General features: G+C 40.3%; 22 protein-coding genes and 1 pseudogene. 8 read left to right on the top strand and 15 right to left on the bottom strand.

Annotated elements, in window-relative coordinates; all coding sequences use genetic code 11:
• Positions 1-18 precede the first annotated feature (18 nt).
• Positions 19-648: a helix-turn-helix domain-containing protein gene (locus tag BLP57_RS13115; RefSeq protein ID WP_015529844.1), complete on the bottom strand. Its 630-nt coding sequence runs from the start codon at positions 646-648 to the stop codon at positions 19-21.
• Positions 649-819: 171 nt separating this feature from the next.
• On the opposite strand from BLP57_RS13115, the gene BLP57_RS13120 reads away from it, so the two are divergent.
• The 8 genes and pseudogenes from BLP57_RS13120 (at position 820) to BLP57_RS13160 (ending at position 7,699) form a co-directional block, all read left to right on the top strand.
• Positions 820-1,050: a helix-turn-helix domain-containing protein gene (locus BLP57_RS13120; protein WP_004843519.1), complete on the top strand. Its 231-nt coding sequence runs from the start codon at positions 820-822 to the stop codon at positions 1,048-1,050.
• A gap of 140 nt (positions 1,051-1,190) precedes the next feature.
• Positions 1,191-1,505: a hypothetical protein gene (locus tag BLP57_RS13125; RefSeq protein WP_005608351.1), complete on the top strand. Its 315-nt coding sequence runs from the start codon at positions 1,191-1,193 to the stop codon at positions 1,503-1,505.
• Between the two features lie 329 nt (positions 1,506-1,834).
• Entirely contained in the window at positions 1,835-3,556 is a 1,722-nt protein-coding gene (locus BLP57_RS13135) for a MobA/MobL family protein (protein ID WP_040893156.1), read from the top strand.
• A complete protein-coding gene (locus BLP57_RS13140) occupies positions 3,495-4,229 on the top strand; it encodes a DUF6040 family protein (protein ID WP_005608347.1) in 735 nt (244 codons plus the stop codon). The genes BLP57_RS13135 and BLP57_RS13140 overlap by 62 nt, the downstream gene beginning before the upstream one ends.
• Positions 4,230-4,292: 63 nt before the next feature.
• Positions 4,293-4,636 (top strand): annotated as a pseudogene (gene mdcF / locus BLP57_RS13145) (broad-spectrum bacteriocin mediterrocin MdcF).
• Positions 4,637-4,703: 67 nt separating this feature from the next.
• Complete coding sequence (locus BLP57_RS13150) at positions 4,704-5,153, top strand: hypothetical protein (protein WP_004843525.1); 450 nt, start codon at positions 4,704-4,706, stop codon at positions 5,151-5,153.
• Positions 5,154-7,094, top strand: a complete 1,941-nt coding sequence (locus BLP57_RS13155; protein WP_005608344.1) for a DUF1430 domain-containing protein — start codon at positions 5,154-5,156, stop codon at positions 7,092-7,094. It abuts the gene before it with no gap.
• A complete protein-coding gene (locus tag BLP57_RS13160; protein WP_005608342.1) occupies positions 7,091-7,699 on the top strand; it encodes an ATP-binding cassette domain-containing protein in 609 nt (202 codons plus the stop codon). Before BLP57_RS13155 ends, BLP57_RS13160 begins: the two co-directional genes overlap by 4 nt.
• Positions 7,700-7,850: 151 nt before the next feature.
• Here BLP57_RS13160 and BLP57_RS13165 read toward each other — a convergent pair whose 3' ends face one another.
• From BLP57_RS13165 to BLP57_RS13230, 14 genes are all read right to left on the bottom strand, one after another.
• The gene (locus BLP57_RS13165; RefSeq protein WP_004843528.1) at positions 7,851-8,087 is read right to left on the bottom strand and encodes a DUF6061 family protein; all 237 of its coding nucleotides are present in this window, start codon (positions 8,085-8,087) and stop codon (positions 7,851-7,853) included.
• A 294-nt stretch (positions 8,088-8,381) separates the two neighbouring features.
• The gene (locus BLP57_RS13170; RefSeq protein ID WP_021650335.1) at positions 8,382-8,993 is read right to left on the bottom strand and encodes a class I SAM-dependent methyltransferase; all 612 of its coding nucleotides are present in this window, start codon (positions 8,991-8,993) and stop codon (positions 8,382-8,384) included.
• A gap of 56 nt (positions 8,994-9,049) precedes the next feature.
• Complete coding sequence (locus tag BLP57_RS13175; protein WP_044960621.1) at positions 9,050-9,271, bottom strand: hypothetical protein; 222 nt, start codon at positions 9,269-9,271, stop codon at positions 9,050-9,052.
• Positions 9,272-9,323: 52 nt separating this feature from the next.
• Positions 9,324-10,073: a hypothetical protein gene (locus tag BLP57_RS13180; RefSeq protein ID WP_242872630.1), complete on the bottom strand. Its 750-nt coding sequence runs from the start codon at positions 10,071-10,073 to the stop codon at positions 9,324-9,326.
• Between the two features lie 250 nt (positions 10,074-10,323).
• A complete protein-coding gene (tuf, locus tag BLP57_RS13185; RefSeq protein WP_015526359.1) occupies positions 10,324-11,517 on the bottom strand; it encodes an elongation factor Tu in 1,194 nt (397 codons plus the stop codon).
• 126 nt (positions 11,518-11,643) lie between these two features.
• The gene (fusA, locus tag BLP57_RS13190) at positions 11,644-13,767 is read right to left on the bottom strand and encodes an elongation factor G (protein WP_255363785.1); all 2,124 of its coding nucleotides are present in this window, start codon (positions 13,765-13,767) and stop codon (positions 11,644-11,646) included.
• Positions 13,768-13,785: 18 nt separating this feature from the next.
• Positions 13,786-14,256 carry a 30S ribosomal protein S7 gene (gene rpsG / locus BLP57_RS13195; protein ID WP_059086633.1) on the bottom strand — a complete coding sequence of 157 codons (471 nt, stop codon included), beginning with the start codon at positions 14,254-14,256 and terminating at the stop codon, positions 13,786-13,788.
• A 229-nt stretch (positions 14,257-14,485) separates the two neighbouring features.
• Entirely contained in the window at positions 14,486-14,905 is a 420-nt protein-coding gene (gene rpsL / locus BLP57_RS13200) for a 30S ribosomal protein S12 (RefSeq protein ID WP_015526360.1), read from the bottom strand.
• Between the two features lie 169 nt (positions 14,906-15,074).
• Positions 15,075-15,887: a hypothetical protein gene (locus BLP57_RS13205; RefSeq protein ID WP_092072306.1), complete on the bottom strand. Its 813-nt coding sequence runs from the start codon at positions 15,885-15,887 to the stop codon at positions 15,075-15,077.
• Entirely contained in the window at positions 15,888-18,428 is a 2,541-nt protein-coding gene (locus BLP57_RS13210; protein ID WP_092072309.1) for a YfhO family protein, read from the bottom strand.
• A 506-nt stretch (positions 18,429-18,934) separates the two neighbouring features.
• Positions 18,935-19,339 (bottom strand): amino acid-binding protein, encoded by a 405-nt coding sequence (locus BLP57_RS13215; protein WP_092072347.1) that lies wholly within the window; start codon positions 19,337-19,339, stop codon positions 18,935-18,937.
• Between the two features lie 155 nt (positions 19,340-19,494).
• Positions 19,495-19,749, bottom strand: a complete 255-nt coding sequence (gene spoIIID, locus BLP57_RS13220) for a sporulation transcriptional regulator SpoIIID (protein WP_092072313.1) — start codon at positions 19,747-19,749, stop codon at positions 19,495-19,497.
• 108 nt (positions 19,750-19,857) lie between these two features.
• Entirely contained in the window at positions 19,858-20,538 is a 681-nt protein-coding gene (locus BLP57_RS13225) for a TMEM165/GDT1 family protein (protein WP_092072316.1), read from the bottom strand.
• A 230-nt stretch (positions 20,539-20,768) separates the two neighbouring features.
• Positions 20,769-21,710, bottom strand: coding sequence for a TPM domain-containing protein (locus BLP57_RS13230; protein ID WP_175442987.1), 942 nt, complete (start codon positions 21,708-21,710; stop codon positions 20,769-20,771).
• Positions 21,711-21,726 lie beyond the last annotated feature (16 nt).

The raw sequence follows: 21,726 nt of genomic DNA on the forward strand, positions 1-21,726 counted from the left end.
ATAACTCCGGTTGTCTTACTATACCGATTCGGAATCTTCGTATAAGACTTCTGATAAAAGATTTGCAAGCCTTTGTTCTGCTGTTTTTGGTTTCTTGGAATAGAGCCTTACAATGTCTGCCATCTCATTAAAAGCATTGATGGTATGAGTGATTTCCCTTAAGAACATAATCTCATTATATTCCTCATTCGATTCAAACCCTATTGTTTTGGCAATATCCGTCTGACCAGCATTTCCCTTGAAGTTTTTGCAGGCGAACTGGAAGGAATCCAAAAACAGACCATATTGTTTTAACATCAGCAGTAATAAATCTTTTGAAAAAGCATCTTCTTCTTTGGTAAGGGCAAGCGGTAACTGTTCCAGAATATCTCCCATCGCATCACGAATCTGTAATTCTCTCTTATCCGTAATGTCGGTTTCATATTCATCTGTTTCCCCTTTGAGCCATTCCACAGATACATGGAGTGCTTCCGAAAGACCTTCCAGCACCATTTTTTTCGTATTGTCAATCGAACCATTCTCATAACGCAGGATTGTAGAAGCGGTAACTCCCATCTTCTCTGCGACATAAGGCTGTGTCAGATTCAATTCCAGACGGCGCTGTTTTATTCTGCTGCCTATCAGCTTGCGTAATTCTTTATCTTTCATGCTGACTGCCTCCTTTTTCGGTATGTATGAATTATAGCATTGTTTTTCCGAAATTGCAATATGCAACTTAAAAATTATTTTTAATATTTCGTAACGCTTGACAAAAAGATATGAAAAGGATATACTTACATCACAAGAATTGCATAATGCAATTTATAAGGAGGTGATTATATGACGCAAAGAAAAATTGCATTATCCATCGAAGAAGCTGCTGACTATACGGGAATCGGCAGAAACACCTTAAGACAGCTTGTAGAATGGAAGAAACTTCCAGTATTAAAGGTTGGTCGCAAAGTCCTGATTAAAACCGATATTCTGGAAATGTTTATGGAAGCGAATGAAGGTCGTGATTTGAGGGATAGAGGAAATGTAAAAGCCGTAACAAGAACTGCGGCAAATTAAAAAGGCGGCTTCCAAAGAAACCGCCAAAGGTTCTATCAGACCGAAGCCATGATATACCTACACGCAAGAAGATTATACCATGTGCTTCTTCTGATACGCAACCGAGAACTTATGTTTGTGAAGGAAAGGAGAATGTAATCATGGCAAAATCAACAAAAAGTTATGAAGAACGAATGCTTGAAATGGAAAAGAAGGAACAGGAAAGCCTTGAAAAAGCAAAACGATATGCAGCACAGAAGAAAGAACTTCTGAAACGAAAGAAAGCCGAAGAAAGTAAAAAACGAACTCATAGGCTCTGTCAGGTTGGCGGTGCGGTGGAATCCGTTCTCGGTGCGCCTATCGAGGAAGAGGACATCCCAAAGCTGATTGGTTTTCTGAAAAAGCAGGAAGCCAATGGGAAATTTTTTTCAAAGGCAATGCAGAAAGAAACACATACCGATATGGAGGAAGTGTAATGGCGGGGGGGGGATGAGTTTTTCATTCCCTTCATTGCTTTTTCATGAAGGGCGCACTTATGGACAACCAGAGGTCGTCCCAATAAGTTTGCCACAAGTGGCAACCGGTCTTCGCTCACGCTTGCCGGGCTCGTTCCGTCGGCGGGGCTTTCAGCCAGACCTGCTCATGCCGCAGGAGGCACTCTTCGCCAGAGGGGCGCATTCCATGCAGGCTGCTATGCGCAGGGCACTCTTACGCAGAGGGCGTTCCGGCAATACTGCTTTTTCTAAAACTGAAAGCAATGTTGCCGGAAATCTATGCCGGATGTGCAGAAAGGGGGAATCCAGACATGGCGATTTTTCATTACACAATCAAAATAGTCGGACGAAGTAAAGGGAAATCTGTTATCTCCGCTTCCGCATATCTCAATGGGGATGTGATGAAAAACGAGGAAACCGGGCGAATCAGTTATTACACTTCTAAAAAAGAAGTGGTCTACACCAGTCTGATGATGTGCGAAAACGCACCTCCTGAATGGCAGATAGTACCAGAAGAAAATATAAAACGCTTTCAAAAATCTGTCCGATACAAAAGGTCAGAAGATAAAGAAGCTGCTTTAGAAAAATTTAAAATCACATTTCAGAAACAACGGTTATGGAATGAGGTATTGAAGATTGAAAAAAGTGCAGATGCCCAACTTGGCAGGTCATTTGAATTTGCCCTCCCCAAAGAATGGAGCAGACAGGAACAGATTCAATATACAGCCGACTATATCAAAAAAACATTTGTGGATAAGGGAATGTGTGCTGATTGGAGTATCCACGACAAAGGGGATGGCAATCCTCATGTCCATCTGCTTCTGACAATGCGCCCTTTTAACCCGGATCATTCTTGGGGGAAGAAAGAAGTCAAAGATTGGGATTTTGTCAGAGATAAAAGCGGAAATATCGTGATTGATGAATCCCATCCGAACTGGTGGCAGGATAAGAAAAACCCTGACCGTCATGGAATCCGTATCCCTGTATTAGATGAAAACGGAATCCAGAAGATTGGTGCAAGAAACCGCCTGCAATGGAAACGGGTACTGACCGATGCTACGGGATGGAACAATCCAAAAAACTGTGAACTGTGGCGGAGCGAGTGGGCAAAGGTGTGTAATGAACATCTGCCTTTGCATAATCAGGTCGATCACCGTTCTTACGAAAAGCAGGGAAAACTCCAGATTCCTACCATCCATGAAGGTGCTGACGCAAGAAAGATTGAACAAAAGTTTCTTGCCGGGCAGGAAATAAAAGGTTCGTGGAAAGTAGCGGAAAATCAAATCATAAAACAACAAAACACGTTATTGCAAAAGATACTGGACACCTTTGGGAAAGTATCAGGTGCATTATCATTATGGAAGGAGCGATTAAATGACATTAGAAGAAAGCCGGGAAATTATACCCTTAATGGAGTCCATGATTGGGCAAATCGAAGAACAGCAGACCTTAATGGCAGAAATGCTTCTGGAAATGCAGAACCGGGACACCCAACTCTCTCTTATGCAGGAACAGAATCAGAAATTGCAAAAATTAAACAGCGAGTTATCCGAGCTGCTCAACATTTTGCCAAATACCGAGGAACTACTTTCCAAGATGGAAGAACAGAAAACGAAGATAGAACTTTTGGAAAACGAAAATCAGCAATGGCAGATATTGGCACAGAAGCTGAACAGCGAAAACAGTTTATTACTGAAACAGAACACCGAATTGCTGAACTGGAACAGCAGGTAGAGAAAGGACGTGATATAGATGAACGAATCCAGAGAATCAAAGAACGCCGAACAGTTGGAAGAACTTCTGCTCTTGACCGAGGAGATACAAGAAGAGTTGGAACAGAAAGACCAGCTTATCGTGGAACTGAAGACGCAGCTCAACGAATCTCTGACCTTGAACGAGAAATTAAACAAAGAGAACAGAGCCGGGAATATTCAAGCATTAAAGAACGACTTGAAGCTGGCAGACAGAGCATTGCGGAGCGAGAAAGAGAAGCTGCGAAGCGCAAACGTCACGATAGAGGAATGTCAAGATAAAATACGATGCTTAACACAACAACGGGATTATGCCCGGACACATCAGAAAATCGTAGAGATACCGGTAGAAAAGCCGGTACTCTATAAAAAATGCGAAGCCTGTGACCGGACAGCCTATCAGAATGCAAAAGCAAGATACGAAACACAAAAAGAGCAACTTGCAGGACAATATAAAGCAAAAACGGTAATGTTCCAAACAACCTTGTTCCTTCTTGCATGGTATTCGCTGACAACCACTCTTTTTCAGGCAGTACAGTCAGATGTGTTCCTTTCCGATTGCAAATCATTCTTCCATGATGCAGCATCATTCATACAAACTTTTATCGGTTGGACGATTGATGCCGGGCAATCTGTGGCACAAATCAGCACAAAAATTCCAAATGAGATTATAGCCGGAATCATATATTGGTTATTGATGATATTGGTTGTTGGAATATGTGTGGCAGGGACAGGGATACTGGCAATACTGATAGAAATAAAGGTTATAGAATTATATAAGAAAAACTGTTGGGATGTTATTACCCTACTGATGATACTGACAAGTGCGGCTGTCATCATTTATTTTGGAGAAGTAATTAAAAAAGCATTATCAATAAATCTGTTGTTCTTTTGGTTAATTTTACAAGGAATATATCTTACAATTCGACGCTATATAAGTCAAGATACTGATTGACTAGATACAAAATATTTGATAAAATATAAATAGAAATACAGCAGATCAAAGGAGGTAAAACTTATGAGAGCAAAGAAAGTGATTGTAGGGTAGCTATTAGTGCAATGTTAATTTCTTCATCAATTCCAGTAATGGCATTTTCTGTTACAAACGGGAATAAGACATTTGATAAAAAGTGGGAATTGAGCACTACATCTGATGGCGGAAAAGGTGTTTTGACTTATGGTTATAATACTCTTGCTATTAATGAAGATTATGCACACGCATATCATTCAACTAAAGATCATTACGCATATGTCAAGAATGGAAATGGTTCTTTTTCGGGTTCAAATGTTGGTAAAGGTAATTGGTCTAAAATTGAGGTTGCTCATAAAGGAAATAGTATTACCTACGGTAATAGCTACTAAACAAAGGTTCGGGATAATGGCTGAGTGGTTGGAATTCCAACCACTCTTTTTTGTGGAGTGTATATAAATGAAGAAAAAAATAAAATATATAGGAATTGTTTTGGTTATTTTGTTCTGTTGCTATAATTTATTTTGGTACTTCGGGAGTTATAAACCATATAACGAATTTCAGAAAGACTTCCCTGAAATAGAAGAATCTGGAGTAAAAATTTACACAGATAAAGATGGATTCCAGTATAGTGTGTCTGTCCCTGATTATTTGCTTTGGAATGGAAATCTTGCGATAGCTGAGTCAGATGTTCGATATGCACTAATTATTTGGATAAAACCATTTCACCAAGGAATAAGTCAAGGCGTGCTATTTAATGACTATAAGGATTTGAATACTCAAATTATGTTGTCAAGTAGCAAAAAAGCTGAAGATCAAGAAGATCAATGGATTGTTGATGAAAATAGCACAATATTGACTACGATATTTGAAAAAGCAAATAAAGTATGGAATCTGGGGTTGAAATAAATGAAAGCAATTAAAAACTTATGTTTGTTTTGTTTCCTGATTTTTGGAATACTTATGCAATCTGAAATATTTCAAGATCAGCTTTGGAACTTTTCTACAGCATATTTTACGTCATCACGCTATGAAGTTGCTAGTGAAGATATGTCGCAGTTTCTGAAAGATGTATCAGAAACTGCAACGGAGAATGATGTACATATTTTTTCTCAGTACAATGAAATCAATAATAAATACCTTTCAACACTTCATATTTATGGCGATGATAAAGTAATCAGACAAACATTAAAAAATACTGCAAACATAGAAGAATCAGAATATACCGCTTTAGTTTCCGGAATTACGAAAGTAAAATTTCATAATCTCTCAGAATTGCAAAGTACCTCTGTGGGTTATGAAAACTTTATCTCATACATAGGAAATGAGGACAATATTATCTCTGCATATCAGAAATTATCAGAAAAATATAGCTTAACTTATCCAGAATATTGGAATTCTACGGAAAAGGACATGATTTTTATTATATGGGGTATGATTATTGCATTGATGATTGTTCTAAATGTAATTGAAGTGGTTAGGCGAAAAAAAGAGGTTGTTGTACGAGTTTCCTTAGGAGAAAGTGCTGGTTTCATAGCATTTAAGGCTGCTTTATTCGATGTAACTTTTGACATTGCATTATTTATTGTTGCAAAAATATTGCTGTCAAATTATATATCGGGAGCATATGAGAATAGACTCGTCACAATTTTATATTCCATTGGAATTATTCTTTCCACTATTCCATATTGTTCTTTTTGCTTTTTTGATATTAGAAAGGCATTCGCAAATGCAACACACAAAAGAGGAGTGGATTTTTTAATTTATTCGTTAAAATTTATAGCAGGGGTAGCCGCTGTTTTTACAATTACCACTAATATTAGTAGTATTCATAATAACCTATTTACAAATGAACATTTGTTAGAAGAATATTATGATGCAAATTATTTTACCGTAAAGACTACTGATTTTAATGCTGAAAAAGAAGAAGCTTTTTGGAATAAACTATACAAGAATGAATATAACACATTAAAGCCTGTAATATGCTTGAATATTTTAAATGATAAAAATGATGTGATATATGTAAATAATCATGCAAAAGATATGTTACAAGGTTTTACGAAGCAGATAAATGCAGTAGAGAATGAATCTTCTGATTTGATTATTTTCATTCCAAAGAATAGATATTTTGCTAAAAACAAGCAATTAGCCTATGACTCCTTGAGCCATGTTTTAAATCATGATAATTTACAACAATTAAATATTCAGTACATAGAGTATAGCGAAACAGAATACTTTTCCTATTTAGATACAAGTAGAATAAATGGTATCGAAAAAAGCAAAAATCCGATAATTATTTATCAGGCAAACAAAGATTTAGCAGTCAATGGTGGGTATCTTGAAAGCTATAAAGCAGGAGCAGTTTTATTTCAATGTGATGAAAAACAGCTAAGAAATATCAGCAAAAAGTATGAAGATATGCTTGGAAATTATCAGCTAGTAATTACAAACGTACATGAACAGTATTTATATAATCACACATTTTTAATAAAACTCGTGGGATTTTTAAGTTCTCTTTGTACGATTGTATTGCTTTTAAATATTATGATTATTGTTACAGTAAGTAGACTAGAGTTCCGAGAAAATGCAATGAAAATTTCCTTGATGAAAATCTTTGGATATAGTTTATTTGAACGGCACAAAACACTTCTTAAAATGATTGTAGTGGAAAATTTTGTGATATTAGTAGGTATGCTTATCTATTCTTTATTATCGGTACAGACTGAAGTAGGAATTAGCATTCTTGTTAGTTCATTTATGGCACTAATAGAATTTACAATTATTTTCTTTAATATCACAATTGTTGAAAAAACAAACATACCGAAATCATTAAAAGGAGGTTGCTTATGATAACAATTGAAAATCTATGCAAAGCATATAATGATAAAATTTTGTTCAAAAATTTTCATTTGGAAATTCCAGATAGCCGTTTTTTGGTAATTAGTGGCGAAAGTGGATGCGGAAAAAGTACTTTACTTAATATGATTGGAGGTATTGAAACTCCTGACAAAGGTTCTATTATTGTGAATGGTTTTGATGTGGCAAAAAAAGGAAAAAAGCAGAAATATTTCAAAGAAGTTGTTGGATTTTTATTTCAAAATTTTGCCCTTTTGGAAAACAAAACAGTAAAAGAAAATCTAGAAATAATAAAAAAATCAGGTAGAACGGATATTTCAATAAATGAAGCTCTTGAAAAAGTTGGTTTACAGAAAGTAATTAACAAAAAAGTCTATCAATTATCTGGTGGCGAACAGCAGAGAGTTGCGTTAGCTCGTTTAATGCTAAAGAAATGTTCGATTGTATTAGCAGACGAACCAACTGGTTCCTTAGACAAAAAAAATAGTGAGATTGTTATGAATATATTGCATGAGTTAAGTGAACAGGGAAAAACAGTTATTGTTGTAACTCATAGTGAAGAAATTGTAGCACAAGAAAAGCATGTTCTATATTTATAATTACCCATAATAGAAGAATATGTTCTTTCGGGAGACACCTCCTCTAAGAACATATTCTTTTGGTTAAAATTGATTATAAAGATACTTTTATTTCAGTATATTCGCTATATTGATGGGATATATATTTGCATATTATTTATATGGATAAGGATTATAACTCTAGTGAGTCTTCTGCATCTACCCACATCTGTAAATTACCCTCAAGATATAATCTTGCATATTCCAAAGGCTCATCCACAGCCAATGAAGTAAGCGCACATTCTGATCCGTATGTGGTTTTTAGATTTTTTTCAGCTTTCCAGCAATCAATGCGAAGCATATATCCGGCACTTGTGTAAACATCAATACTATCGTGATTTATGTTGTATTCTGCATAAATTGTTCTCATCGTATCTTATCTCCATTTTCTTTTAATAATCAGTTATAGAGTTAAATATCGAAAACATTTCAATCAGTTCACCATGTCGTTATTGTTATACTGTGTTATGAAATTTTCTTTCCCTTATTTTTTCCCATATTAAGGTTCATGAAAACCAATGTGAGAATATAACACAAGGGAAAGAGTAAGGGAAAGCTCACTTGCTACAAACTTAGTATTTTCAAGGGTTTGCGAAGAATTTGATAATTAAATATAACAGTTATTAAATTTCCTAAAATATGTGAAATATCAACTGGAATTTGGCTATTTCGTTGCAACAATACTTATCCAATGATTTTTTGCATTTGAATACGTTTTGATCTCTGTAAAACCCGCTTCTTTCAAAGCGGCAACAAGTTGTTTAGATGTGTAAATCTTCATACCATTGATCATCTTTGTCCATTTTTCATCTGCGGCATTCGTTCCGTCACTCTCGTTACAAATCAGGAATATGCCTTCGCTTTTCAGCACACGGTTGACCTCGGAAAAGCATTTTACTAATCCTGGCCAAAAGTAAACTGTTTCGAAGGCAGAAACATAATCAAAAGTCGCGTCAGAAAAGGGTATAGCAGATACATCTCCTTGAACTACATTACATTTCCCTTGTTTAATGGCGAGGGCGTTCAATTTTTGAGATTTTGCCACACTAACCTCAGAATAATCCATTCCTGTCACGTGGCCATTTCTACATCTATCAAGCCAGACCGCAATATTTGCTCCGCCGCCACAGCCGACGTCAAGAACTTCAGCATCAGACTTCGTGGAGATATTTGAGAATCCCCATTGCGATAATTTGGCGTGACCGCTGTTCATCATCTTCGTCATCAATTTTCCGCCGAAGCCTTGTGGCTTACGGGTATTTTCAAAAAATCTCATTACAGAATTCCTCCTCCACAAATACCGGTTTTCTTAATTCGACAAACCGGTATTGCTCAATCGTTTTTCTCCGTTAGGAGAATATACAATCCATAAATAAAAAGAACAAGGAATAAAACCGTAGGAATCAATAATCCATTTTCTAAAATACTTATAATCATTCTTCCAGGTGGCGTTACCCATGCAGTTGCTGGATTTTGCATTGCCGCTATTATCATTCCTACAATACCAACAACACTACTTAATGTTAAAAAACCACCTTTTATATTTCTACTCATAATCATTACCTCCTCGTTAAATACCGATTTATCTCTTACATTTTATCATATTCTATCCCAAAACTCTATTCTTAGATTGCCAAAGAGCAGCCTTCCGACTGCTCTTTCTGGCTCCCCAGGCAAGTCTTTCGTGAATACTTCCTGTTGGCATTTGCTCCATTTGTCGCTTTTCTTCTAATGCCTTCTGCTCCTGTATATCCTGTTGTACCGCATCATCTACAGCATTTTCTCCAAGAACACGCACTACCCGGTCATATCTATCAGAAACATCCTGCAATTGTTGTTTTTCATCAAATAACTGCTCTTTTTCTTCACGCACTGCATCTAACTCTCTTTGTATTTGGTTATATGCTTGCTTTGTTTTCTGATATTTGTGTTTCCATTTTTCTACTTCTTCGGCAAGTTCTTTAACCTGTGCAGCCATCGCAGCAATTTTATTTTTCACCTGAGTAAACAGTGGTTTTATTTTCTTATCCCGGTAGGTTGTTGCACGTTCCAATGCACCAGCTTCTGGAAGTAGAGTTTTCACTGTTCCATATTCCTTTATTTCTTTGCTGACATTATCCATTACCGGCTGTAACCGTTCTCTGCGTTCTTCCAGGCTATGCAGATCTTTCTCGGCTTTTTCCGCACACTTCTCAGCTTCCTCTTTATCTTTAACTGCCTGCTCCTTGTCATCTTTTAAAAGCTGGATATTGTGGTAACAATCCGTCTGAAACTGCAATATCATCGTGATCCGGAACGTGCTGAACAGATCAAACAGATCAAAGGCTGGTAAAAAAATTACTCCTGTGAATAGCAAACATTCGCAGGAGTTTTTTTGGCACCGTTTTGGCACCGCTGGTCTTATTTTTCAATTTTAAATTTATCTTTACTTAGTCTTATTGATAAATTTCCTTTAATCTCCGCATTGAAAATTCATAGATGATTTTACTTTCCACCCAACAGAAAAACCCCGGAAACCTTACGGTTCCGGGGTATCTTACGTTTGGACACAATGTACCTTGCGGTACTCAATATATATTAAATTAGGATGTTATACTAATTAACGATTACTCGATGATTGTAGCAACACGTCCTGATCCTACAGTACGTCCACCTTCACGGATAGCAAATGTAAGACCCTGGCTCATAGCGATCGGATGAATCAGCTCGATTGTCATCTCGATGTTATCTCCAGGCATGCACATCTCTGTTCCCTCTGGAAGGTTGCAAACACCTGTTACGTCTGTTGTTCTGAAATAGAACTGCGGACGATAGTTGTTGAAGAATGGTGTATGACGGCCACCCTCGTCTTTAGTCAGAACGTAAACCTGAGCTGTGAATTTTGTATGGCATGTAAGTGTTCCTGGTTTAGCAAGAACCTGTCCACGCTCGATCTCGTTTCTCTGAACACCACGAAGAAGTGCTCCGATGTTATCACCAGCCTGAGCCTCATCAAGAAGTTTACGGAACATCTCGATACCAGTTACAACAACTTTACGAGTCTCCTCTTTGATACCAACGATCTCAACTTCCTCAGATACGTGAAGAACACCAGCCTCAACTCTACCAGTTGCAACTGTACCACGTCCTGTGATGGAGAATACGTCCTCTACAGGCATTACGAACGGTTTATCTGTGTCACGCTGTGGGTCCGGAATGTACTCATCAACAGCATCCATAAGCTCCATGATCTTGTCTCCCCATGGGCCAGCCGGATCCTCAAGAGCTTTAAGAGCAGAACCCTGGATAACCGGAATGTCATCTCCTGGGAAGTCATACTCGGAAAGAAGATCACGGATCTCCATCTCTACGAGCTCAAGAAGCTCCTCATCGTCTACCATATCACATTTGTTCATGAATACAACGATGTAAGGAACACCTACCTGACGGGAAAGAAGGATATGCTCTTTAGTCTGAGCCATAACACCGTCTGTAGCAGCAACAACAAGGATAGCACCATCCATCTGAGCTGCACCTGTGATCATGTTCTTAACGTAGTCAGCATGTCCTGGGCAGTCAACGTGTGCGTAATGTCTACGCTCTGTCTGATACTCAACGTGAGCTGTAGAAATTGTGATACCACGCTCTCTTTCCTCTGGAGCTTTATCGATATCCTCAAAGTTCTCTACTACGTTTCCTGGAACTCTCTCTGCAAGAACTTTAGTGATAGCTGCTGTTAATGTTGTTTTACCATGGTCAACGTGTCCGATGGTACCAATGTTACAATGCGGTTTTGTTCTCTCAAACTTAGCCTTTGCCATTTTAAAATGTCCTCCTTAAAACTTGGCTCTATCAAAATTAGAGCATTTTTTCAGATTTAAACTTGCTAACCTTGATTATATTGCAAACCAAGGTTATTTGCAAGCATTTTATTATTTTATATCAGATCAGTCCTTTTTGGAAAGGATCTTCTCCTGTACAGACTTCGGAACCTGCTCATATTTCTCGAAGAACATAGAGTAGTTACCACGTCCCTGTGTTCTGGAACGAAGGTCTGTAGCATATCCGAACATCTCGGAAAGCGGAACATATCCACGGATCATCTTACCGCCGCCGATATCTTCCATACCCTCGATACGTCCACGACGGGAGTTGATATCACCGATAACGTCACCCATGTAATCCTCTGGTGTAGTAACTTCGACCTTCATGATTGGCTCAAGAAGAATCGGAGCTGCTTTCTGCATAGCATCCTTGAATGCAAGAGAACCTGCAATGTGGAATGCCATCTCAGAAGAATCGACTTCATGGTAAGAACCATCGTATACATTTGCATGTACACCAACTACCGGGAATCCTCCGAGGATACCAGCTTTCATAGCTTCCTCGATACCTTCGCCAATTGCCGGGATGTATTCCTTCGGAATAGCACCACCAACAACTGTGGACTCGAACTTGTACAGCTCTTCTCCGTTGGCATCCATAGGCTCGAATTTAACTTTACAGTGACCATACTGTCCACGACCACCAGACTGTTTAGCATACTTGCTGTCTACATCAACAGGCTTGGTGATTGTCTCTTTGTAAGCAACCTGAGGTGCACCAACGTTAGCCTCAACCTTGAACTCACGAAGAAGACGGTCAACGATGATATCCAGGTGAAGCTCACCCATACCAGCGATAATGGTCTGTCCAGTTTCCTGATCTGTATGAGCACGGAATGTCGGGTCCTCCTCAGCAAGCTTAGCAAGTGCCTCACCAAGTTTGCCCTGTCCAGCTTTTGTCTTAGGCTCGATCGCGAGCTCGATAACTGGCTCCGGGAACTCCATGGACTCAAGGATTACCGGATGCTGCTCGTCACAGATTGTATCACCTGTTGTAGTGAATTTGAATCCGATCGCTGCAGCGATATCACCGGAGTAAACCTTATCCAGCTCCATACGTTTGTTAGCGTGCATCTGAAGAATACGTCCAACACGCTCTTTTTTATCTTTTGTGGCATTCAGTACATAAGAACCGGAGTTCATTGTTCCTGAATAAACACGGAAATAAGCAAGTTTTCCTACGAATGGGTCAGTCATGATCTTGAATGCAAGAGCGGAGAACGGCTCATCATCAGATGAATGTCTCTCAACTTCGTTGCCGTCAAGGTCAACACCCTTGATAGCCGGGATATCTGTAGGAGCCGGCATATACTCAAGGATTGCATCCAGAAGTTTCTGAACACCTTTGTTTCTGTAAGCGGAACCGCAGCAAACCGGTACTGCTGTACACTCACATGTAGCTTTTCTGAGGACAGCTTTCAGCTTGTCTACAGAAGGCTCATCTCCCTCAAGATACTCCATCATGAGGTCATCATCCAGCTCGCAGATCTTCTCGATCAGCTCTGTATGATAAAGTTCTGCATCTTCCTGCATATCCTCCGGGATATCAGTAATGGAGATGTCATCACCCTTCTCATCATTGTAGATGTATGCTTTCATCTCGAAAAGATCGATGATTCCTTTGAAGTCATCCTCTTTTCCGATCGGAAGCTGAAGGCAGATAGCGTTTTTACCAAGACGAGTCTTGATCTGCTCTACTGCACCGTAGAAGTTTGCACCAAGGATATCCATCTTGTTGATGAATGCCATACGAGGTACATTGTAGGTATCAGCCTGACGCCATACGTTCTCTGACTGCGGCTCAACACCACCCTTAGCACAGAAAACGCCGACAGCACCATCAAGTACACGAAGGGAACGCTCAACCTCAACAGTGAAGTCTACGTGTCCTGGTGTATCAATGATGTTGATACGATGCTCAAGAGCACCTGGCTTTGGCTTGCAGTTCTCCTCAAGAGTCCAGTGACATGTTGTAGCAGCGGATGTGATTGTGATACCACGCTCCTGCTCCTGCTCCATCCAGTCCATTGTCGCTGTACCTTCATGAGTATCACCGATCTTGTAGTTAACACCTGTGTAATAAAGAATACGCTCTGTAAGAGTTGTTTTACCAGCATCGATATGCGCCATGATACCGATATTTCTGGTTCTCTCTAATGGATATTCTCTTCCTTCTTTTCCAGCCAATGAATTTTCCTCCTCGAATTAGAAGCGATAGTGAGCAAATGCTTTATTTGCCTCAGCCATCTTGTGCATGTCTTCTTTTCTCTTAACGGATGCACCTGTGTTGTTCATTGCGTCCAGAAGCTCATTAGCCAGTCTTTCTTCCATTGTCTTCTCGCCTCTCTTACGTGAGAACATTGTAAGCCAACGAAGAGCAAGTGCCTGACGTCTGTCTGCTCTTACCTCGATCGGAACCTGATAAGTAGCACCACCGATACGTCTTGCTTTTACCTCGAGAACTGGCATGATATTGTTCATAGCCTCTTCAAATACTTCAATTGCTGGTTTACCAGCTTTTTCCTCTACTCTGGTGAATGCACCGTATACAATTTTCTGAGCAACACCTTTCTTACCGTCTAACATGATGTTATTGATAAGCTTGGTAACCACTTTGTTATTGTACATCGGGTCAGCCAGAACGTCTCTTTTCTGAGTATGTCCTTTACGTGGCACGTTACTTCCCTCCTTAATCATATTGATTATATCATCGGTACTCACGCAGTAAAACTATTGCATGTTCGCACTGGTAAGGTCCTATATTTAACCCGCAACCGACAGGGTATATGGAATACCGTACAAATCCTTATAGTCTTCCGCTGTAATACATTAGATGAATAATATCTTTGTAATCCTCCTGATTATCTGCAATCAGGAAGCGGCGTAGATTTCTGATCTACAAAAATTATTTTTTAACTTTAGGTCTCTTAGCTCCGTATTTGGAACGAGCCTGTTTTCTGTTAGCGACACCTGCGGTATCAAGAGTACCTCTGATGATGTGGTATCTTGTACCAGGTAAGTCCTTAACTCTTCCTCCACGGATAAGAACAACGCTATGCTCCTGAAGGTTGTGACCCTCTCCTGGAATATAACTTGTTACCTCGATACCGTTGGAAAGACGAACTCTGGCGATCTTTCTAAGAGCTGAGTTAGGCTTTTTAGGAGTAGCTGTTTTAACAGCAGTACAAACACCACGTTTCTGTGGAGCAGCCTGATCAACTGCTTTCTTTCTTAAAGAGTTGTATGTTTTCTGCAGAGCCGGTGCTGTAGATTTTTTAACAGCTGTCTGACGGCCCTTTCTTACTAACTGGTTGAATGTTGGCATTCCATTTCACCTCCCGATTTATTTCTCCATGGGCTTTCCCATGGGGCCTTGCGGTTGCTATTTACAAATTACGGCATGCGAAAATATAACGTTTCATTCGCACGCTTGCTCATTATAGACCGTAAATACAGGGCTTGTCAAGGTGTTTTATAAAGAATTTTTACTGATTTTACAGGGGTTCAGCGCAATTTTCTTCATAGATGTCACAACCCTGCGAAAATGACACTTTTACTTCCAGAACCTTGTCTTTCCCCTTCCCCGGAAAAACATTCTGCAAAACAGCTGCTGCTCCAAAAACTTCTGCATTTTCCTCTGTATAACCGCCTTCTTTATCCATCCAGAAATCCACAACCTTCTGTGCATCTTTATACCGTCTGTCTGCGATCCAGGCATAAATCAGTGCAGCTGCCGCAGCCGGGTCATTCTCATCCTCTCCATACCATCTCTCGCAGAAATCCCCTGCCTCTTTTTTCTTATTTAAAGACAGCATAGATGATGCCAGGCGGAACCGTATATCAGACGGCGATACCTTTTCCCATGCAAAAAGCTTCAGAAGTTTTCTGCATACTTTTTCCAGCTGTTCCTGCTCTTCTTCCTGTTCCAGAAACTCCATGTAATCATCCAGCCAAACCTTCAGATCAAACATAAAATCCGTGCTTCCATCCAGGATAAAAAGCTCCTGTGCGAAATCCCCGTATTTTTTCCGGCCATGCTCAACGATCTCTGCCAGCGTCTCAAACGCCCGGTTCCACACCGTCACATCGGAGTTTTCCTTTACCATACCCTCGTAAGACTGTACCATCTGCATCTCCAGTCTTTTCCACAGTTTTTCCATGATATTTCCCTTTCTTCCAGACAGATCACTCTCTATCTGCCTGCTAACTGTTCCCAGCCATTCAGTACCACACAGTCTGAACCAGCTGATTTTTCCGCTATGGCCTCCGCTCCTTCCTGGAAGTATATCACGTCTTTTTCTGTTCATCTACTGTATCCAGGTAAAATATCTCCTTCTCCCGTAATTTTTCCGCTTTCTGTTTCCTGCATATTCTATAATTCCCAGCACAAATACCATTAATATAGAAAGAACTGCTCCAATCCAACCCCCAGGTGTATGATACTTCATAACAATCTTATGTGCTCCTGCTGAAAGCTTCACCCCGGTAAGTCCCTGCAAGTTCAGTGTTTCCGCTTTTTTTCCATCTACATAGATCTGCATATCCGGATCGTAAAAACTGCTGATCATAAGTATACCGTCCCTTTGCACAGTTATGTTCCCTTTTCCTCCTTCAAGATCCATCTGCTGTAAGGAAAGCTTTTCATAGATTTCATCCAGATCCGTCTCCTGATAAGTTCCGAGAACAGCTTCGTGTATACCGAAATCTGCAGTGATATGAACGATTGTTTCTGTATCATAAGTTCCAAGATCCAGAAAATTATTATTCCAGTAATCTGACTTCTGCTCCTGCCCGTTGATCGTAACTGTATCCGGCTCTGTTCCCGGAATGTAAAGATATCCATGCTCGTCTTTTTTCAGACAGATATTGAAGGCTGCCATTCCGGTAAGTGTTGTCTCAGAGCTGACTGTCTTCAGATTATAGAGTCTTTTCCCTGCAATGCCACTGATCAGCCGGTTCTGTACTTCCATTGAGTTAGTGCCTGACATTGCATGGTCCACAACAGAATCACTGACCATATATCCGGCTTTCAGCGCACGGGGATTTTCATACAGGTCAAAAGACAAACTTTCTCCCATCTTCTGATAGGATGTGTTCAGCGTCCTTGTATTCCGGCAGATCAGATAACGGATTCCAAGAAGCATATCCATTGCCTCTGTTGCACCTGCATATTGATAACGGTTCTCCAGATTTTCAAAACCCATGTTTTTCACGAAATCCCACATGTCTTCCGTATTGGTAGATGAATACATTGAAATTCCATTAAGCTGATACAGAAGTTCCTCATTTCTCACCAGCGGATTCACAATAGCAGCTCTGTAATTTACCTGATCTGCATTTACAGAATCCATAAGTTCACTAACTTCCTGCTCGCTTTCCACATAAATATCACGACTGGCTGTTCCGTTATCTGTAATGCTTACAAGCCCGTGGATTCCGGTTTCTGCAAGGATTAGCAGCATAAGTATACAGCTGCATACTTTTCGGATTTCCACACATCCGAAACGGTTTTCCGGAAGTTTTCCACAAATAAAGCATTCCGTCCACACAGGTAAAAACATCAGTGCAACAGCACCGGCTGAGAATAAAATTTCTCTGTTTTTCCCACTCAGGATCCCTACAGCTGTGCAAAATATTTCTGCTGCTGCCAGCCCTGCAAAAAGCCCTTTTCTGTTCTGTACAGATATTTTTCCCCAGGCATCACCGGTCATTCTGAGAAGCAGGAACACCAGAACAAAAGCAAATCTGTTGGGAATTCCCACCGGCTTATGCAACCCGTGAAAAAGGAGATTTAACATCGTTACATGGAACCCTGCAAAATATAAAACAATCAGCAAAATCAGCACGATTTTTTCCACAATTCGGATCTCTTTGTTAAATAAATATAGTCCTGCAAAAAGCAGCACCGCGCAGCCACAGTAAAGGTTCACATCTCCCTGCTCGCCCGATTTCACAAAAGACAGGGAATCTTCCATAAGCGCGCCAAGTTGCCTCCAGAGATCTCCGTAAACACCGCTCAGTCCGCTTCCGGCCTCTGTTGCTGCAGCTGTTCTGGAAACTGCGATGATTCCGGGGATCAGCGTAATTCCTGCAAGACCTGCAGCCGCAATGGAAGCTCCCGCGAACGTCCGCAGTGAATAAAAAATCCCAGCTCCGCGCTGGTCCGGTTCCGTCGCCGCCATAATAATGAGATTGGCCAGATAATAAAGTGCTGCAAATACACACAGCATAAATCCCATATAATAGCTGGTCAGAATACAGTACCCCAGCACCAGGCAATATCTTTTCCATCTTCCGGTATATACAAACTGTTCTATAAAATATGCCAGCACCGGAAGCATCATAATGCAGTCAAACCACATCACATTACTGTAATAGCCCAGCATAAAATTAGACAGGCCGTACATACAGCCGAGAGAGACTGTCATGCTGCTTCTGCCAGGATATTTTTTTCCGGAATACCATGCCATGGACACGCTGCAAAATCCCACTTTGATCAGGATCACAGCTGTCACGGCTTCGTTTACGTACAAGAATTTCATCAGCAGAAGGACCAGTAAACTGAACGGACTGCAGAGATAATAACAGAATAAGCCATAGAAATTGTATCCCATGGCATGTGAAGAATAAATCCATCCCAGACCTTTTCCGAGCTGACTGGCAAGCTCTTTATAAAAAGCTGTATACTGGTGGACACCGTCTACCACAAGTGCTGACGCCTCCCCAAAGGGATACACGCCTTTCAGGGCAAAACCAGCTGTAAATATGATTACCGGAAACAAAAATGCCAGGATATAAACCCAGGCCGGGATTTCGCTTCTGTGATTTCGTTTTTTCAATAATTTCATTGTATTTCCTCTTCCGTCGATTCTTATCAGTCGTCAGGCAGATATTCACCATCCGCATTCAGGTCAGGCGGATATTCGCAATCCGCTTCGCTACTTGCTCATAAAGGCACTGCGCTTATCTATATTCGAAATGTATTATAACACTTCCTATAATGTATCACGTGTTTGTGAAAATACTGCGAAATTTTTGACTGAATATTACATAAAGAAAAAAGCTACCATACCATTGGAGATACAGAAAACTCCGCCGATATAACAGCTTTTTTCTGAAGTAACCTGTGTACGCTGATCCACAGGATCCTTCATGGGTGTAATTATTAACTTTATGTGATGAGTTTTTTAGTTCTGCCCTGTATTTATGTCGGATACTCGCATATCCGTAGGTGGCTGATACAGGTTAAGAACTATTATGGTTATATGATAGCATGATCATATTTATTTGTAAAATTAATATTTAGTTTTTATAATATAGAATTCATTAATAATTGAACATGATCGTTTTATTCCTATAAAACAGTGTATCCTCTGGATTTCAGGCATTCTCTTACTTCCATGATATCTTCTGTATGGAATACCATGATCGGCTTGCCGGAATCACGATTAAAAGAGAGATACAGATAATCCACACTTACGTTACTGTCCTTCAGTGTAAGAAGAAGATCATTGAGATTTCCTGTTTTATCTTCTACTTCTACTCCGATCACCTCAATAACATGACAGAGATAACCGGCACCGATCAGAGCCTCCTTTGCTTTTTCCGGATCAGAAACTACCATTCTTACGATTCCGTACTCAGCACTGTCATTGGTGACAGATCCCAGAATGTTAATGTCCTCATCCTTCAGGATCCCTGTGATATTCTGCATAACGCCTTTCTTATTCTCTGCGTATATGGACAACTGTTTCAGCATATTAAAGTCCTCTCTTTCCTTTGTGTTATAATTCAATGCAGGCAAAACAGCCATTCGCATCCTGTTGCATTGCTCCGTTGTATGCTTATGAACACAATAACTTTGCAATTCGCACTTATATACAAATATTCGCACAACTCAACAGGTATGTCAACTTAATTTCGCGCATGCAGATACTTCTCCCGGGTCGCAAGCCCCCCGCGGATATGTCTCTCCTGTTTGTTCAAGTCCAGCACTTTACGAACCTCCACAGCCATTCCCGGATTGATCACCTTCAAACGTTCCACACAGTCCTTATGTACCGTACTCTTACTGATCCCAAATTTCTTTGCCGCCTGCCTCACCGTAGCCTTTGTTTCAATAATATACCCTGCGATCTCAACTGCACGTTCCTCTATATAATCCTTCACTGCCAAGCCTCCGAAGACGCTTTTTTACAGTGTATGCCGGGGGATTTCGAGGTATGTCTTTACAAATGATCTCTATACACTTACGTATTACTTTATTACTATCCTTCTTTACCCTTCAACCTTCTTACGCTTCTTATAAATCACAAGACAGACAACCACAAATACAACAGTAACAGCTACAGTCAGAGGCAGTATCCTGGATGATTCCGCGCCAAGCCGAAGGCCGAATCCCTGTCTCAGAGTCAGGATTCCGAAAATGGAAAAAATAAAAAATGCAACCGTATTGAGAATTCCTTCCGGTGCCTTGCTCTTCAGAAGATAACCAATAAGAAGTCCGATCACATCCGCAGCAAAAAGTCCCAGGGAACAGGCGAGCCATACAACAACAGTAGCACTTAAGCCCTCATTCGCTCCAAAAGTGATCGCTGTGAGCTGTGTCTTATCACCAAGTTCAGCAACAAAAAATGTACAGAACACAGAAAGCGGTGCGAACTTGATCTTTCGGTCTTTTACATTCTCTTCCTCATCATCGTCACTCTTTAAAGTAGTCGCTGCAAAAAACAAGAATGCCGCACCTGCGATCAGCCGGATCAGCCAGGTAGGAACTACTGTACTGACAAGACCACCTGCCAGAACTGCCAATCCGTTAAGAACCAGGATCGCAACACCTGTTCCAAGCAGAATGTCTTTCAGCTTAAATTTGGAAGTCATCGCTACCAGCATCAGCTGTGTCTTATCGCCCATTTCCGCAATAAACTGGGTAAAGAGCACTTTCATAAATAACAACATATCTCTTTTTCTCCTTTTCATATGTGTCCGGTCAGAAGATATTTCTTATGACAAAAAAAAGACCCACGTATACCTTATCTCCACAATAGAAATAAAGTATACATGAGTCTCATTCTTTAAGATTTGCCAGGTGCGCACACCAGTATGTTGACAAACCACGTTTACACGCGAATTACTCCCTCACGGAATTGATTTTCGTCATTATAGCAAAGTTGAGAAATTTTGTCAATTCAGAAATCACGTCCTGCTCCGCCACCTCCGAAGCTTCCTCCGTTACCGGAATCTCCGCTGTCATAACTGCTGTCATAATCATAGTCATCGTTATTATCCATACTGCTTCCACCACTGCTGCCTTTTCCGCCTCGGTTAAGTAACCAGCTAAGCGGAAACAGAGAATTAAACAAACGATGCAGAACTATCATCTTACTGAAATTCTTTTTCCAGTATTCCGACACATCCTTTCCCTGGATTTTCCAAAGAAGACCTTTCAAAAGTAATACAAAATTTACAAAAATAAATACAGGAATCGTAACAAACCCCAGATACGCCCCCGCCATGATCAGAACGATCAGTAATAATCCCAGGGCGATTTCCCACGGTTTTCCTTCATCCTCTTCATCTGCTTCTGCCTGTGCTTCCTTGTATTCCGGCACTGTCACTGCTTGCAGCCCATACTCATCACGAATTTCATTTAACAGTGCATAATAAAGCTGCACAGTACCTTTTTCAAAATTATCTTCTTTATAGGAAGGAACTGCATACTCATCCAGAAGCCGTCCTGTCTTCGCATCCGGCAGCTTTCCTTCCAGGCCATATCCGACAGCGATCCAAACTTTACGATCAGAAACGGAAAGTACAACCAGAACTCCATTATTCTTGTCTTTTGATCCAATTTCCCATTTACGTCCCACTTCAACTGCATAATCACTGATATCCTCCCCATCAGTGGAATCAACAGTAAGCACTACAAGCTGGGCAGTTGTATCATCATGAAGCTGTTTTCCTGCTTCACACAATGTCTCTTTCCAGGAATCACTGAAAACTCCTGCATAATCATTCACATAAAATTCTTTCGTGGCAGACGGGATCTCACCGTGAACTACCAGAATATTTCCAGACAACACCATTGTAAAAATCAGCAGTGCTGCCATCCATCTGCGTATTTTTTTCATAGGCTGTTCCCCCATT

Source organism: Blautia sp. SF-50 (genome assembly GCF_900101315.1).
Lineage (GTDB): Bacteria > Bacillota > Clostridia > Lachnospirales > Lachnospiraceae > Blautia_A > Blautia_A fusiformis.

What these genes read in the sequence shown, in the direction of transcription:
- BLP57_RS13165 (WP_004843528.1), bottom strand. Translation starts at nt 8,087, where the DNA reads ATGAGAACAATTTATGCAGAATACAACATAAATCACGATAGTATTGAT.
- BLP57_RS13225 (WP_092072316.1), bottom strand. Translation starts at nt 20,538, where the DNA reads ATGTTGTTATTTATGAAAGTGCTCTTTACCCAGTTTATTGCGGAAATG.
- BLP57_RS13120 (WP_004843519.1), top strand. Translation starts at nt 820, where the DNA reads ATGACGCAAAGAAAAATTGCATTATCCATCGAAGAAGCTGCTGACTAT.
- BLP57_RS13230 (WP_175442987.1), bottom strand. Translation starts at nt 21,710, where the DNA reads ATGAAAAAAATACGCAGATGGATGGCAGCACTGCTGATTTTTACAATG.
- rpsL (WP_015526360.1), bottom strand. Translation starts at nt 14,905, where the DNA reads ATGCCAACATTCAACCAGTTAGTAAGAAAGGGCCGTCAGACAGCTGTT.
- BLP57_RS13210 (WP_092072309.1), bottom strand. Translation starts at nt 18,428, where the DNA reads ATGAAATTATTGAAAAAACGAAATCACAGAAGCGAAATCCCGGCCTGG.
- BLP57_RS13150 (WP_004843525.1), top strand. Translation starts at nt 4,704, where the DNA reads ATGAAGAAAAAAATAAAATATATAGGAATTGTTTTGGTTATTTTGTTC.
- BLP57_RS13205 (WP_092072306.1), bottom strand. Translation starts at nt 15,887, where the DNA reads ATGAACAGAAAAAGACGTGATATACTTCCAGGAAGGAGCGGAGGCCAT.
- BLP57_RS13115 (WP_015529844.1), bottom strand. Translation starts at nt 648, where the DNA reads ATGAAAGATAAAGAATTACGCAAGCTGATAGGCAGCAGAATAAAACAG.
- BLP57_RS13175 (WP_044960621.1), bottom strand. Translation starts at nt 9,271, where the DNA reads ATGAGTAGAAATATAAAAGGTGGTTTTTTAACATTAAGTAGTGTTGTT.
- BLP57_RS13160 (WP_005608342.1), top strand. Translation starts at nt 7,091, where the DNA reads ATGATAACAATTGAAAATCTATGCAAAGCATATAATGATAAAATTTTG.
- tuf (WP_015526359.1), bottom strand. Translation starts at nt 11,517, where the DNA reads ATGGCAAAGGCTAAGTTTGAGAGAACAAAACCGCATTGTAACATTGGT.
- BLP57_RS13215 (WP_092072347.1), bottom strand. Translation starts at nt 19,339, where the DNA reads ATGCTGAAACAGTTGTCCATATACGCAGAGAATAAGAAAGGCGTTATG.
- BLP57_RS13170 (WP_021650335.1), bottom strand. Translation starts at nt 8,993, where the DNA reads ATGAGATTTTTTGAAAATACCCGTAAGCCACAAGGCTTCGGCGGAAAA.
- BLP57_RS13135 (WP_040893156.1), top strand. Translation starts at nt 1,835, where the DNA reads ATGGCGATTTTTCATTACACAATCAAAATAGTCGGACGAAGTAAAGGG.
- BLP57_RS13125 (WP_005608351.1), top strand. Translation starts at nt 1,191, where the DNA reads ATGGCAAAATCAACAAAAAGTTATGAAGAACGAATGCTTGAAATGGAA.
- BLP57_RS13155 (WP_005608344.1), top strand. Translation starts at nt 5,154, where the DNA reads ATGAAAGCAATTAAAAACTTATGTTTGTTTTGTTTCCTGATTTTTGGA.